Here is a 13,867-nt window from a genome sequence, read left to right as displayed (position 1 = left end):
CGCCGTACCAGGTCTCGATGAGCCTGCGGGCGATCGACAGCTCCGACGGCAGGCGCACCTCGCCGCTCTCCATCGCGGCCAGCAGCTCGGCGCGGCTGAACCAGTGGGCCTCGGCGATCTCCTCGGGGTCCAGCACGAACTCCGTCGACGTGGCCCGTGCGAAGAAGCCGAGCATCAGGCTGCGCGGGAACGGCCAGGGCTGGCTGCCCATGTAGCGCGCATCGGCGACCCGTACGCCGACCTCCTCGGACACCTCACGCGCCACGGCCTGTTCCAGTGACTCGCCCGGCTCGACGAAACCGGCCAGCACCGACAGCCGCCCCTCGGGCCACTGCGGTCCTCTGGCCAGCAGGCACCTGTCGTCGTCATCGTGGATCAGCATGATCACCGCAGGGTCGACCCGGGGAAAGTGCTGGCTGTCGTCCTTGGGGCAGACGCGCACATGCCCGCCGGCCCGCACCTCGGTGCGGCTCCCGCATCGGGGGCAGTACTCGTGGGTGGAGTGCCATGCCTCCAGGGCGACCGCGTACACCAGCAGGCCGGCGTCCAGATCGCCCAGCAACGATCCCACCTGGCGCAACCCGGCGGTGACGGTCTGCCCCTCACCCAGTTCCGAGGGGTCGAGCGGGGAGACGATCCGGTTGAAGGAGCCGGTATGGGTGGCGGTGGCCAGCGACGCCGTCACGGCGAAGTAGGCGATGCCCTCCGCGTCGACGCCGAGCAGGTAACGCTCTCCCTCGGGAGCGTCGGCGGTGGACAGCAGGACCAGCTCCGCCTCTCCGCCGCTGCGCCGGATCAGCGCCTGCCCGTCGTCGACGACCACGACCCTGGTCGCGCCGTCCGCCCAGGCCCGCTCCAGCCACTCGGTGTCGCCGCGGAGCACCGCCGACCTGTCGATGGCGCTGCGCGCGAGCAGCAGCGGCCCCAGAAGTCCTTCTTGTGCAGTGATCTCCACGCCGTTCCGCCTCCCCAAACGAGTGCACATATTACGCCGCCGGAACGCGGGGCCGCACAGGGCCGACGGCGTCACCCCTGGCCGGAGGCCCTCCAGAAAAGACCCCATCTTTTGACGACACGGACATATACGGTCAATAGACCGATCATCCCGGCGTGATGATCTCCATCCCGCTAGGATGCACCGAGTTAGGTTAGCCTTACCTGATATCGGGGGTTCCTGCATTGCGGCTGTACCTCACCGCGCTGAAACCGACGGACTCGGTCACCGACGGCTTCCTCCCGGCGGCACGCGCACTCGGGTGCGAGGTCACGATCCTCACCGACCGGCCGGAACAGTACCGCGACCATGGAGCGGAGGTGCTCCGTTGCGACGTGCGCGACGCGCGGGCGGTGATCGACACCGTCGCGCACCACCGCACCCCGGACGCGATCTTCTCGAACTCCGACCACATCCAGGCGGAGACCGCACTCGCCGCCGCGTACTTCGGACTCCCCGGCAAGGACTGGCGGGCCTGCGTCGACACCAAGAACAAGGCGCTCACCCGGCGGCGGCTGGCCGCGGCCGGGGTCGAGACCGTCCGTACCGCGCGGCTGGCACCGGCCGACCCGCCGGTCGCGGACCTGCCCTTCCCCGCGGTCGTGAAACCGTGCGAGGGCGTGGCCAGCGAGGACGTCGTGCTGGTCCACGACGCGGGCGAACTCGCGGCGGCCGTCCTGTCCATCAGGGGCAGGCGGCCGGCGGAGACGCTGGTCGTGGAGGAGTATCTCGACGGCCCCCTGCACACGATGGAGACGCTCGGCGACGGCGAGCGGATCAGGGTGCTCGGCGGTTTCCGCACCACTCTCGGGCCGCTGCCGCACTTCGTGGAGGAACGGCTCGACTGGGAGCCGCCTCCCGGCCGCGACCACGTGCTGCGGGCGCTGGAGGCACTCCGGGTGGGGTTCGGGGCCTGCCACACCGAGTACGTGATGACCCCGGCCGGACCACGGATCGTCGAGGTCAACTACCGGGTGATCGGTGATCACTGCGACTTCCTGCTGGCGAGCCTGCTCCAGGTGCCCCTGTTCGAGCTCGTCCTCGGGACGCATCTCGGGATGGGGCCGGCGGACCTCGCCCCGGTGCGGGGGCACGGGACCGCGCTGAGCCTGGTCGCCGATCGCTCGGGGACCGTGGTGGAGGCTCCCGGGACCGTCGTCCCCGCCTCCGGCGACCCGGTCCGGATCTGGCACCGGCCGCTGCGCGCCGTGGGCGACCGGATCGACCGGAGCAACACCAACCGCGACTACCTGGGCATCGTCCGCGCGACCGGGCCCGACCGGGCGGGCGTGGACGCCGCCGTCGCGGCCTTCAGGGCGGAGAACCCGTGGGTGATCGCATGAGCCGGGGACCCGCGAACCGACGTGTGACCGGCCAGGGAACCGTGGACGGTCCCGGGATCGGCGGAGGTTCGGCGCGCGGGCGGGAGTCGTACCTCGCCGTCCGGGTGCTGAACGCGCTGCTGCGCGAGGACTACGGTGGCCTGGCCAGGCGGGTGACCCACGGCAAGGACGGCGTCGCGCTGGTCCTGCCGGGGGGCAGGTGGGTGCGGCTGGTCCCCGGCTCGCTGTTCCAGGACTTCGTCGCGGCCCCGCAGGAGGCGCTCCGCCTGCTGGAGGTCCTGCACACGCTGCGGGAGGTCTCCGACCCCGCCGACGCGGCCGGGGTCGAGTCGTTCGCCAGGGAGTGCCACGAGGCGCTGCGCGCCCTCGACCTGCACGACCTCCACCACGAAGAGGTACTCGCCAGACTGGCCGCCACCGCACACCCCACCACCCCGCACCCCGACGCCACGTCCGGCACCACGGGCACGACGGGAACCGGTGGCGGACGCGACAGCGTGTGGTACGAGACGCTGGCCGCGTTCGTCGATCACCCCGTCTACCCGACGGCCCGGTGCCGGATCGGCCTGTCCGACGAGGAACTGACCGCGTACGCGCCGGAGTTCGCGCCCGCCTTCGAGCTGCGCTGGGCCGCGGTTCCCCGGGAGCGGCTCACCGGGGCCGAGATGCCGGGGGCACCCGGGTTCCGTGCCGTCGGGCTGGCGGGGAGTCTCGCCGGGACGCACGCGCTGTTCCCCGTGCACCCGCTGACGGTCCCCCGCGTCGAGGAGATTCCGTGGGCGACCGTGGCCCCTCAGCCGTATCTGCGGGTCAGGCCCACGCTGTCGATGCGCACCGTCGAGATCGCCCCGGGCGCGCACCTGAAGCTGCCGCTGGCCACCAGCACCCTCGGGCTGCGCAACCGGAGGTCGATCAAGCCCGGCACGCTGGCCGACGGGGCGCGGGCCGAGCTGCTGCTGCGGGCGATGCCCGATCCCGAGGTGCTGCTGGCCGACGAGCAGACGTACGGGCACGCCGGGCACGAGTATCTGGGCTGGCTGCTGCGCCGCCAGCCCGTGGGAGAGGTCGTCTCCGTCGCGGCGCTGACGGCACCGCTGCCCGGGGGCGGCCTGGTCGTGGAGGGTCTCGCCGGACGGTGGTCCGGCGGGGATGTCGCCGGTCTGCTCGCCCGGTACCTGCGGGTGCTGTTCCGCTTCCACGTGCGGCTCTTCGTCAGGTACGGCACCGCGCTCGAGGCCCACCAGCAGAACCTCTCACTGGTGTTCGACACCGATACCACGGGCGAAAGTGTCGTGCGGCTGCTCGTCAGGGACAACGACGGGTTGCTGACCTCACCCGATCTGCTGAGAGGTGCCGGCCTCCCGGTCCCGGACTTCACGGACGCGCGGATGCTGACCGACGACCCGCACGCGCTCGCCGACATGTTCGTGACCATCACCCTGCACCTGGCGGCCGCCGCCGTGGCGTTCGGCGCGCTGCCGTCGCCGCGGGCCTCCGAGCTGGTCCGCGACGCGCTCGCCGGAGCGCTCGACGAGTACGGGGAGAACCCGATGGCCAGGCTGCTGCGGGCCAGGACCCTGGACGCCGCCAGGCTCGTCGGCAAGTCGATGGTCACCGCCGGGACCCTGGTGGACAAGGCGCGCACCGGCGCACGGGATGTGAACAAGTTCTACGGCACGAGCGGGCCGAACTACCTCCGCCAGCAGCCCCAGGCCACACCGGCCGCGATCACCAGAAGGACGCCATGACCAGCCTCGCCCTCGACTCCCCCGCAGCCGTCGCCGAGGAGGCTTCACTGGCGGCGCTGCTGCGCTGCTGCGTGCGGGAGATCTCGGGACCTCGCGGGCAGGTCAGGCACGACGAGCCGTACGTGCTGCTGCGTGTCGCGGACACCCTGCTGCGGGCTCGCGCGCACGGCGGGCTCGCGCTGCGCTTCGAGGGGCGGGCCGAGTGGCTGGAGAACGACTCCTGGCAGCCGCTCTCGGCGGACCTGCTCGTCCGGCTGGTGGAGACCGAGCTCGGCGAGGGCAACGACGAGTTCGCCGTCCAGGTGGCCGCGAGCAGGGACGCCATGGCGGCGCTGCTCGCGGCCCGGCGGGACGTGCCGCCCCCCGCCGACCCGTGGCTGGCCTCGGAGCAGGCGCTGGTCTTCGGTCACCCGTTCCACCCCAGCCCGAAGGCGCGCGGCGGCGCGGACTGGCTGCGCTACGCGCCCGAGGCGCACGCGAGTTTTCCGCTGCGACTGCTCGGGGTCAGGGACGACGTGCTGGCGGAGGCGGGCGAGGCCGGCTCGCTCGACGCGCTCGGAGCGGCGCCGCCCGGCTACTCGCTGCTGCCCGCGCACCCGTGGCAGCTGGAGCTGCTCTCGGCCGACCTGGCCGCGCCACTGGCCGACGGCAGGCTTCTCGACCTGGGGAACAGTACCCGGATGGCGGTTCCCACCTCGTCGGTCCGTACCGTCTACGAGCCGCTGATCGACCGGTGCCTGAAGTTCAGCCTGAACGTGCGGATCACCAACTGCCTGCGGAAGAACTCCTGGTACGAGCTGGCGGGCGCGGTCGAGCTGAGCCGCCGTCTCGGACCGATGTTCGGAGAGCTGTCCGCGACCTTCCCCGGCACCCGCTGGCTGCCCGAACCCGGCTACCGCTCCGCCGAACTGGGCACCCGGCTGTTCGAGGGGCTCGGCGTCATCGTCCGGGTCAGCCCGTGGTCGGTCTGCAGGCCCGGGGTGACCCCCCTGCTGAGCGGCACACTGGCCGCCGGGCGGCAGGTGACGTCCGCCGATCCGGTGCGCTGGTGGCGGGCGTACGTGGAGCGGGTGGCGCTGCCGGTGCTCGACGCCTACCTCGGCCACGGCGTGGTGCTCGAACCTCACCTGCAGAACGTGCTGATCGGGGTGGACACGGAGGGGCTGCCGGTGGAGGCGGTCTTCCGCGACATGGAGGGCACGAAGCTCGTCGCCGGGCGGCACGACCTGTCCGGCCTGCCGGCCCGGGTCGCCGAGGCCCTCACCTACGACGCGGAGGCCGGCTGGAGCCGGGTGGTCTACTGCCTGATGGTCAACCATCTCGCCGAGATCGCCGCCTCCCTTTCCGGGGCCGGGCCCGCGCGGGAGCTGTGGGCGGTGGCCGGGAAGGTCCTGGCGGGGTACGCGGAGTCGCGGGGGTGGCCCCGGCCGCTGTCGGACCTGCTGGCGGGGGCGCCACTGCCCGCCAAGGCCAACCTGTCGGTCAGGTGGGCGCGGTCGGCGGACCGCGCCGCGGGGTACGTGCCGGTCGCCAACCCGCTGGCCGCGATCTGAGGAGCGTGCCTCCCGGCGGGATCCGGCTCTCGGACCGGCGGAGAGGACGGCGGTGGTGGTCCACCGCCGTCCCCGTCCGCTACCTCAGGGCGCGCCTTATCGGGGGTAGACCTCCAGCTCGTAGAGGGAGTAGCCGTACGTCGTCCCGCGCGTGACGCCCTGCATGCGGACGTGGCGGGCGGTGGTCGGGGTGAACGTCACGTTGTCCACACCGCCGTTTCCGGCGGTGGTGGAGTAGACGGTGGTCCAGGTGGAGCCGTCGGTCGAGGTCTGGATCGAGTACGCGGCCCCGTAGGCCGCCTCCCAGCGCAGGATGACCCTGCCCACGGTCGTAGCGGAACCGAGGTCGACCTGGAGGTACTGGTTGTCGCTGGACGAGCTCGACCAGCGGGTCGTCGGGTTGCCGTCGACGGCCCTGCTCGCCGGGTAGAGGAGCTGGTTGCTCGACGACTTGGCCGTCCTCCCCTCCGCCAGGTTGGTGATCGCGTCGCCCCGGCGAGCCGGGAAGGACAGGACCTGCTGGTAGGTCGGCCGGTTCTGCCAGGAGATCAGCGAGTGCGTGATCCCGCCGAGCGGCGACTGCTCGACGGCATCGGCGCACCACTGGTTGCCCGCCGCGCACACGTCGTCTCCGGGGTAGGTCGTCGCCGCGGGCTCGGCGAGCGCCTCCGACAGGCTGTTCAGCAGGACGGTGCGGCAGCCGGCCACCGTGCCGTCCCCGCAGTACCTGGCGGGCAGCGGCCCGGTGACCTGGTCACCGAGCACGCTCCTGAGGTCCTTGCTCACATGGCCCCACCAGCCGTACTGGAACGCCGAGCCCTTGTGCGCCTGGGCCCCGTTCGCCGAGGTGGGCAGGCTGGACTGGTCGCCCTGCTGATGGCCCGAGGGAGACTCGTTGATCTGGAGGGCGTTGACCAGCGACTGGTACAGGCCGTCTCCCAGTCCCGGCTTGAACTGCGCGCGGACCAGCCTGGGCCACCACGAGTCGAACGCGCGGATCGCGTCGGCATGGGCGTAGGCCTTGCTGCCCGGCGAGGTCTCCAGCCGCCTGGAACCCGACGACGTCCAGGCGGAGAGCTTGGAGACCGCGGCGGCGAGGGCCGGGTCGGTCACCGCGGCGCTGTTGATCACCCGGAGCAGGTCGGGCAGCACCTTCTTGCCCCGCAGGTCGGTCACGCCGGCCTCCGCCATGATCTTCACGGTGCCGGCCTGGTCGAGCTTGCCGCTTCCGGTCAGGGCCGCCTTGATCGGGGCGTCCAGCAGGTCGGCCCGGTGGACCGGCCCGAAGCTGAAGTTGCCGTCCGCGGCGCCGTAGTCCTTGGCCTGCTTGTTGTTCCAGCTGACGAAGTAGTCCTGGTTGACCGCCTGCGGGTGGGTGGCGGGAGCGGTGTAGGTCGCGCTGTTGGTGGCCGGGTCGTAGCCCGCCCACTCATGGGTCGCGTCGGCGGTCATCGGCAGGTTCGGGTCGGAGACCGAGGACCTGACCGGGGTGCTGCCCGACATGAAGTACGCCGAGTCGGTGGAGTTGACGTAGAACCAGTTGAACGCGAAGCCGATGGTGGCGGCCGAGTTCTTGAAAGCCGTCGCGTCGCCCATGGCGGCCGGGTCGTTGAACATCTGGAAGCCGATCGCCGAGTCGACCTCGTGGTGGTAGGTCGACCGCAGCGCGGTGAAGGCGGTGGGCTGCCCGCCGACCGTGCCGCGCCAGCTCACCAGCCCGTACTTGGTGCGCTGGATCACCAGGTCGTACGAGCCGGCGGGGGTGGAGTCGGCGACCGTGGGCTTCCAGGAGTTGGTCTTGCGCAGCGTCTCCATCGCGGTGCAGACGCCCCGGTAGAGGTAGTGGTTCGACGCGACGGTGGCCGCGCCGCCGCCGGGCTCGCAGAGCTGCAGGGCGTAGGTGTCGGTGATGTCCTGGCCGCTGGAGGTCGCGCTCCAGGCGTAGTCGGTGCCCCTGCCGAGCAGCACGTAGAGGTTGAGTCCGGCGAAGGCCGCGCCGCGCGCCCGGATGCCGGGTCCGGAGAGTTCCTGGAGCATGAGCAGCTGGGGGGCGAAGTAGCCGGTCTGCGGGCCGAACACCGCGACCGGGTGCCCGGTCTTCGACTTGGCCGCCGAGACCACCACGGCGTTGGACATGCCCGGCTTGGAGTTGTCGACGAGCAGCCCGTCCAGCATGCCCTTGGCGGTCAGGGCCGAGGCCGGGGTGGTGGCCGATCCGGTCCTGTTCTCGACGATGTTCACCGGCGCCGTCGACGGGTCGGGGAGGACGACTCCGGTGGCTCCGGCGGGCGCGTTCCCTGCGGGGAAGCTCTGGCCGTCGTGCAGGGTGAGCGTCGTCTCCGGGTCGTTCTGCGCGCGGAACGCCGCCCAGACCTGGTCGCCGACCGTCGTGCCGTACTTGGCGCGGGCCGCGACCCGGACCAGCGCGGACTGCATCTCCGCACCGCCGCCGCCGCCGAACAGACCGCCGATGACACCGGAGATCGCCACCAGGTCGGTCATGGTGAACTTCACCGGGCCGCCCGCGTTGGTGATCGCGTCCATGTGCCCGGTCAGCACGTACTCACCGGGGCAGTCCCGGTTGGCCATGCAGGTGTCGATGTAGGCGTTGATGCCGGCTATGTAGTGCTCGACGTCGGTGTAGAGCTGCGCGCCCCGGGGGCTCGCGTTCCGCAGCCTGGTGATCTGCGCCTGCAGATCCGCCTCGGTGTACGGGGCGTTGCGCCAGGCGCTCTGCTCCAGTTCCCGGTTGCCCGGCGCGCCTCCGGCGAACGAGGTCAGCTCGCCCCGGCCGACGTGCCGCATCAGGTCCATCACCCAGAGGCGGTTCTGCGCGCCCGCGTACCCGGCGCCGAACATCGTGCCCTCGCGGGTGGTCCCGGTGATGTGCGGGGTGCCGGTCGCCTTGTCACGGACGATCGTCACGTCCGAGCGGGGGCTGATGGTGCTCTCCACCTGCCCCTCGGGGACGCCGAACGAGGCGTCGTTGAAGAAGTTGGCGATCTGGTCGTTGGTCAGCCCGGTGTAGCCGGAGAGGAGGTTGGCGTACTTGCCGAGCTGGTCGTCACTGTGCTTGGGCTTCGTCCCCAGTGACTGGTGGGCCAGGATCCCGGCCAGGGTCGCGTTGCCGTTCTGGCCCGGGGGCAGGATGTCGACGCACTCGCCGAGGCAGTAGTCGTCGGGAGGGTAGGCCGCCGCGGCGGTGACCGCGGACGTCGGTACGGATGCGGATGCCGGTACGAGGGGGGATGTCAGCGCGAGGGCCATCAGCAGCGCGGAGGCCGCCGTGATCGTCCGCCTGAGACGTGCATGCATAGGAGAATCCCTAAAACATGAGGCATACTCGGATGTTGCTAGGAACATACGTTCCGGACCAACGGCGAATCAATGGCCGGTGTGATAATCGTCTGCGCCGGTTCATGACTCGCCGTCAGCGCGGCCGGTCGAAACCGGGGTGCCGTGCCCGCCGGATCACGAGTGCCAGCGGCGTTCGGCGGGAGGCAGCAGGAGCACCTCCAGGACGCGGGCGCAGGCGCGGGCCTGCTTGACGAACCAGGGGATTCGCGCGTCGCTGATGAGCCGGGGCGTCGCCCGTACGGCGAGGGCGTAGCGGGCGCGGTCGGCGCGGTCCAGAACGGGGACCGCGACGGTGCGGACGCCCTCCGAGGACTCCCCGTCGTTGAGAGCGTGGCCACTCTGGCGCACCTGGTCCAGTTCGGCGCGGAGGGCGGCGTGGTCGATGATCGTCCGCTGGGTCTGGGCCTGGAGCGGGCCGAGCGCGGCGAGGTCGCCGTTCCCCGGCGGCGCCCAGGCGAGCAGGACCTTGCCGAGCGCCGTCGAGTGGAGCGGGCGGTGCAGGCCGACTCCCCGGTCGGGGTTGAGGGAACCCCCGACCAGGATGACCGCGTGCGGGCCGTTGCGGACCGCCAGATCCACGGTGGCCGAGGTGACCCGGGCGAGTTGCCCCAGCTCGGGGGCGACCTTGTGCAGGCCGCGCCGATGGAAGGAGAGCTGGCCGAGTTCGGTGATCGAAGGACCCAGCCGGTAGCAGGCGGTCTCGGTGTCCTGCTCCAGGAATCCGGTGTCGAGCAGGCTGCGGGCCAGCCGGTGCGCGGTGGAGGTGGACAGGTCCGTCCGCCGGGCGAGTTCCGAGACGGTCAGCGCGGGCTCGCCCTCGCGGAAGCAGTTGAGTATCCCGACCGCCCGCAGGACCGACTGGACGCCGTCCACGCGGCTCGATGCCGTCATGCGGGAATCTCCTTCTCTCGGGTGGGGAGGGATATGAGCAGGTAGCGGCGGTCAGCGGGGGAAAGGTTTCCCGCATCGCGGGACATACTTTGCATTTCCTACCAACTTACTAGCAAACTCTTTCGCATGACCACAGCTGCGCCAGACACGATCTGGTTCACCCGGTGTCCGGTGCCCACCGCGACCGGTGTCGCCGCCGACCGGGGCTGGCTCACCGAGGAGTTCGCACCCGACGGGATCGGCGTCCGGTCCCTGCAGGACGCGACGGCCGACGTCTCCGCCGACCACCACTTCACCCACGAGCTGACCGGCCTGTTCCGCGAGGGCGGGAACGTCCCCGCGCTCTGGGCCCGCTCGCGCGGTGAGGCCACCCGGCTCATCGGCCTGACCTGGATCGAGGAGCGCCAGGTCATCCTGGTCCGCGGCGGCAGTGGTCTGGAGAGCCCGGAGCAGCTCAAGGGTCTACGGCTGGCCGTCCCCCGGCACCGCCTCGCCATCGACTTCTGGCGGGCCATGGCGCTGCAGGGCTTCCGGGGTGCACTCTCCCTGGCCGGACTCGACCTGGGCGACGCGGACCCGGTGGACGTCGAGGCCACCCCGGGCGGCGGGCAGTGGGAGGCCGAGCTGGCCGCCCTGGCCCGCGGCGAGGTCGACGCGGTCTATGTCAAGGGCGCGCTCGCCGTCGAGGCGGCCCTGCGCCACAACGCCGAGGTGGCGGTCGACCTCGACGCCGTTCCCGACCGGCGGGCGCGGATCAACAACGGGACGCCGCGCCCCATCACCGTCCACCAGCGGCTGCTCGACGAGCGCCCCGACCTGGTCACCCGGTTCCTCGCGGTGCTCCTGCGGGCGGCCGACTGGGCCGCGGACCACCCGGCCGACGTCACCAGGATCCTGGGCGCCGAGACCGGCGCGGGCTCGGCGGGAGTGGCCGGCGCCTACCACTCCGGCGCCTCCCTGCACCTCGACCTGTCCGCGGAGCGCCTGGAGTTGCTCGCCGAGCAGGAGCGGTTCCTGCGCGGCCACGGCTTCCTGGAGTCGGCGGTGGACGTCGCCACCTGGGCCGACCACACCCCGCTCGCCAATGCCCGATCCCACGGAGAATCCCATGCGTAGACTCGCCCTGGCCGCCGCGCTCCCCCTCGCCCTGCTGGTCGCGTGCGGCTCCACTCCCTCGGCGGACACCTCGGCCGCCGCCGCGCCGGACGCCAAGACCGAGCCGGTGGTGGTGCGGATCTCCGATCCGGGCAACAGCGGCTTCCTGGCGGTGGCGAAGAAGGACGGCAGCCTCGACGCCGCCCTGGCCAAGGTGAACGCGAAGGTCCAGTGGGCCGGAGACTTCTCCGTCTTCGCTCCGGCGGCGCAGGCCATCAACGCCGGGTCGCTCGACATCGCCGTCGGCTCGATCACCTCGGGCGTCACGGCGCTGGCCGTCAAGCCCAGCTTCAAGATCTTCGCCACCGTCCCGCCTGACCTCGCGGGCGAGGGGATCGTGGTCAAGAAGGACTCCCCGATCAAGTCCGTGGCCGACCTCGCCGGACACACCGTGGCGGTCGGCCACGGCGGCACCAGCGAGTACCTGCTCCTCAAGGCGCTGCAGACGTTCAACGTGCCGGTCGAGAAGGTCAAGCGGGTCTACCTGGCCCCGCCGCAGACGGCGCCGGTCTTCGGCTCCGGCAAGGTGGACGCCTGGTCGACCTTCTCCACCTTCCTCATCCCGGCCGTGACCAGCCTGGACGCCCGCATCCTGGCCAGCGGGGCGGAGATCAAGTCGGACAACTACGTCATCTACGTCGCCACCAACACCCTGATCGACAAGCACCCCGAGGTGCTGAAGGCGCTGTACGCGTTCATCGAGGAGGGCACCGCCAAGGAGAACGCCGACCCGGCGGCCTACCTCAACGTCTTCACCTCCGCCGGGCCGCAGGCCGTGACCGGCGCCCAGCAGGACCTGGTGGTCCAGATCCAGAAGCAGGGCAAGCCCGCCCAGCCGGTGACCGCCGCCGAGATCGCCAAGTACCAGGAGGTCGCCAAGTTCTTCCTCGACCAGAAGGTCCTCACCGCCCCGCTGGACGTCTCCCAGTACGTCGTCGACGTCACCTCACTGCCGGACGCGGCCTCATGACGGTCCTGACCGGACACCTCGGGCGCAACATGCGCGAAGGCGCGCTGCTCGCCGTCGAACAGCACAACGCCCGGAATCCGGCCTGCCCTGTCGGGCTCGTCGACTTCGACACCCAGGGGGATCCGAAGCAGGCGCCCGAACTCGCTCAGCAGGTCGTCGCCGACCCCGCGATCATCGGTGTCGTCGGGCCGGCGTTCTCCGGCGAGTCGCAGGCGGCCAACCCGATCCTGAACCAGGGCGGGGTCAGCACCATCACCCCGGCGGCCACCGACCCCGGCCTCAGCCGCTGGGGGCGATCGACCTTCCATCGCATCCTGGGCAGCGACGCCGCGCAGGGACCGGCGGTCGGCCGGTACATCAAGGAGAGGCTGCTCGCGCGGAAGGTGTTCGTCATCGACGACATGAGCCCCTACGGGCGCGGCCTCAGTGAGCTGGTCATGAAGGAGCTCGGCTCGCTGGTGGTGCAGAGCGCCTCGGTTCAGCCGAATCCGGTCGACTTCCGCGGCGCGGTCTCCGAGGTCGAATCGGCCGCCCCCGACGTGGTCTTCTTCGGCGGTTACTACACCCAGGCCGGTCGGCTCCTGCGCGAGCTGCGCGACGCGGGCGTGAGCGCCGTCTTCGTCTCGGGCGACGCGGTCAAGGACGACGGGTTCGTCCGCACGGCGGGGGCCGAGGCCGCCGAGGGCGCGGTTCTCACCTGCCCGTGCCGGCCGCCGGAGAAGGATCCCGGGTTCGCCCGGCGCTACCGGATCCGTTTCGACCACGACCCGGGCACCTACAGCGCGGAGGCCTACGACGCCGCCACCATCTTCCTTCGGGGCATCGACGCCGGCCGGACGCGACGCTCTGACATGGAGGAGTTCGTCGACGGCTACTCCGGCGCCGGTATCACTACGAAGATCCGATTCAACGGCGACGGCGAGCTTGCCGGCTCCTCGGTCACGGTGTGGGCCTATCGCGTCCGCGGCGGCCGGATCGTCGCCGAGGACAGGCCGATCCCCGGAAACTGACCGCACAGGAGATCAGAAATCATGACAAGCACCCCGATCGCCTATCGGATCCCCGGCCCGACCGGGTCGCCCCCCCTCACGAGGTCACCGTCTGCCGGACGCCTCGACTGCGCGAGCGGCACCGTCCACCGCGCCCTCGCGGAGGCTCCGATCGGCGGGTACGGCATGCTGGAGGCGGCGCTCGCCTGGCAACATCTGCGCTCCACCGGACCCGGGAGCACCGGCGGGGGGACACACGCCACAACATCGCGTCATCTTCCCGTCGTGGAGACGCGCAGCGGGGCGGTGGCGGCACGGATCGCCCGGCTGCTGTCAGGGCTGGCCTGGGCCATCGTCACCCAGGCCGACGCCGGCGACACCGGCTTCAAGCGTTCGCCGGCCGTGCGCGTCGAGGTGCCCAGAACGCTACACCGTAGGGTCCTGCGGGCGTTGACCAACGCGTGGCGCGACGCCCGGCGGCAGTTCGACCCGCGCGTCCCGGGCACCGCCACCGACGCCGACGCGGCCGTCGCCCTGTGGCGCATGGGCATTCTCGTCGCCGGGCTCGGTCCCAGCCAAAACATGGTCTACCTGCGCACCGGCACGTCCACGATGGCCGAGATGATGGCAGCCGCCGCCAGGTGTCTCGGCCTCACCCCGATCGTGGACAATGTCCACGGCGCCCCGGCGGTAGCCCTCTACCATCTGGGTGAGGTGCACTGGCTGCTCGCGGAAGCGGGAGCGGGAGGCGCGGCGACCGTGTGGGTGCGCGGTGGCCGTCCCGCCGGTGCCGCCAGTACCAGCGTCGGACTCTGGCCATGAAATCGCCGTCAGGGGCGCCGCTCGAACGAGCGACAACGGCTCGGC

General features: G+C 71.5%; 10 protein-coding genes. 7 read left to right on the top strand and 3 right to left on the bottom strand.

The window, feature by feature from the left end; translation table 11 throughout:
• On the bottom strand, positions 1-955 hold a 955-nt coding region (gene nudC, locus ABZ260_RS32380; RefSeq protein WP_355625392.1), incomplete at its 3' end, for an NAD(+) diphosphatase.
• 224 nt (positions 956-1,179) lie between these two features.
• On the opposite strand from nudC, the gene ABZ260_RS32375 reads away from it, so the two are divergent.
• From ABZ260_RS32375 to ABZ260_RS32365, 3 genes are read left to right on the top strand one after another with little or no spacing between them, the layout of a single operon-like run.
• The gene (locus ABZ260_RS32375) at positions 1,180-2,337 is read left to right on the top strand and encodes a siderophore biosynthesis protein (RefSeq protein ID WP_350921972.1); all 1,158 of its coding nucleotides are present in this window, start codon (positions 1,180-1,182) and stop codon (positions 2,335-2,337) included.
• On the top strand, positions 2,334-4,085 hold the full coding sequence (locus tag ABZ260_RS32370) for an IucA/IucC family protein (RefSeq protein WP_355625389.1): 1,752 nt from the start codon (positions 2,334-2,336) through the stop codon (positions 4,083-4,085). Before ABZ260_RS32375 ends, ABZ260_RS32370 begins: the two co-directional genes overlap by 4 nt.
• Positions 4,082-5,638: an IucA/IucC family protein gene (locus tag ABZ260_RS32365; RefSeq protein WP_355625387.1), complete on the top strand. Its 1,557-nt coding sequence runs from the start codon at positions 4,082-4,084 to the stop codon at positions 5,636-5,638. Before ABZ260_RS32370 ends, ABZ260_RS32365 begins: the two co-directional genes overlap by 4 nt.
• A gap of 96 nt (positions 5,639-5,734) precedes the next feature.
• Here ABZ260_RS32365 and ABZ260_RS32360 read toward each other — a convergent pair whose 3' ends face one another.
• Both ABZ260_RS32360 and ABZ260_RS32355 read right to left on the bottom strand, forming a co-directional pair.
• Positions 5,735-8,953: a penicillin acylase family protein gene (locus tag ABZ260_RS32360; protein WP_355625385.1), complete on the bottom strand. Its 3,219-nt coding sequence runs from the start codon at positions 8,951-8,953 to the stop codon at positions 5,735-5,737.
• 156 nt (positions 8,954-9,109) lie between these two features.
• Entirely contained in the window at positions 9,110-9,886 is a 777-nt protein-coding gene (locus tag ABZ260_RS32355; RefSeq protein ID WP_355554526.1) for an IclR family transcriptional regulator, read from the bottom strand.
• A gap of 126 nt (positions 9,887-10,012) precedes the next feature.
• Here ABZ260_RS32355 and ABZ260_RS32350 point away from each other — a divergent pair, with 126 nt between their 5' ends.
• From ABZ260_RS32350 to ABZ260_RS32335, 4 genes are read left to right on the top strand one after another with little or no spacing between them, the layout of a single operon-like run.
• Positions 10,013-11,002 carry an ABC transporter substrate-binding protein gene (locus ABZ260_RS32350; protein WP_355554528.1) on the top strand — a complete coding sequence of 330 codons (990 nt, stop codon included), beginning with the start codon at positions 10,013-10,015 and terminating at the stop codon, positions 11,000-11,002.
• On the top strand, positions 10,995-12,011 hold the full coding sequence (locus ABZ260_RS32345; protein WP_355625383.1) for an ABC transporter substrate-binding protein: 1,017 nt from the start codon (positions 10,995-10,997) through the stop codon (positions 12,009-12,011). The genes ABZ260_RS32350 and ABZ260_RS32345 overlap by 8 nt, the downstream gene beginning before the upstream one ends.
• On the top strand, positions 12,008-13,021 hold the full coding sequence (locus ABZ260_RS32340; RefSeq protein WP_355625381.1) for a branched-chain amino acid ABC transporter substrate-binding protein: 1,014 nt from the start codon (positions 12,008-12,010) through the stop codon (positions 13,019-13,021). Before ABZ260_RS32345 ends, ABZ260_RS32340 begins: the two co-directional genes overlap by 4 nt.
• A 21-nt stretch (positions 13,022-13,042) precedes the next feature.
• Positions 13,043-13,822 (top strand): hypothetical protein, encoded by a 780-nt coding sequence (locus tag ABZ260_RS32335; RefSeq protein WP_355625379.1) that lies wholly within the window; start codon positions 13,043-13,045, stop codon positions 13,820-13,822.
• The last annotated feature ends 45 nt before the right edge of the window (positions 13,823-13,867 follow it).

The organism is Streptosporangium sp. NPDC006013, from assembly GCF_040614275.1.
Lineage (GTDB): Bacteria > Actinomycetota > Actinomycetes > Streptosporangiales > Streptosporangiaceae > Streptosporangium.
Note: the sequence above shows the minus strand (reverse complement) of the source record. Positions and strands in the feature narration are given on the sequence as shown.

Bases quoted from the DNA above. Each gene is read 5' to 3' on its own strand.
- ABZ260_RS32370 (WP_355625389.1), top strand. From the start codon at position 2,334: ATGAGCCGGGGACCCGCGAACCGACGTGTGACCGGCCAGGGAACCGTG.
- ABZ260_RS32365 (WP_355625387.1), top strand. From the start codon at position 4,082: ATGACCAGCCTCGCCCTCGACTCCCCCGCAGCCGTCGCCGAGGAGGCT.
- ABZ260_RS32360 (WP_355625385.1), bottom strand. From the start codon at position 8,953: ATGCATGCACGTCTCAGGCGGACGATCACGGCGGCCTCCGCGCTGCTG.
- ABZ260_RS32355 (WP_355554526.1), bottom strand. From the start codon at position 9,886: ATGACGGCATCGAGCCGCGTGGACGGCGTCCAGTCGGTCCTGCGGGCG.
- ABZ260_RS32350 (WP_355554528.1), top strand. From the start codon at position 10,013: ATGACCACAGCTGCGCCAGACACGATCTGGTTCACCCGGTGTCCGGTG.
- ABZ260_RS32345 (WP_355625383.1), top strand. From the start codon at position 10,995: ATGCGTAGACTCGCCCTGGCCGCCGCGCTCCCCCTCGCCCTGCTGGTC.
- ABZ260_RS32340 (WP_355625381.1), top strand. From the start codon at position 12,008: ATGACGGTCCTGACCGGACACCTCGGGCGCAACATGCGCGAAGGCGCG.
- ABZ260_RS32335 (WP_355625379.1), top strand. From the start codon at position 13,043: ATGACAAGCACCCCGATCGCCTATCGGATCCCCGGCCCGACCGGGTCG.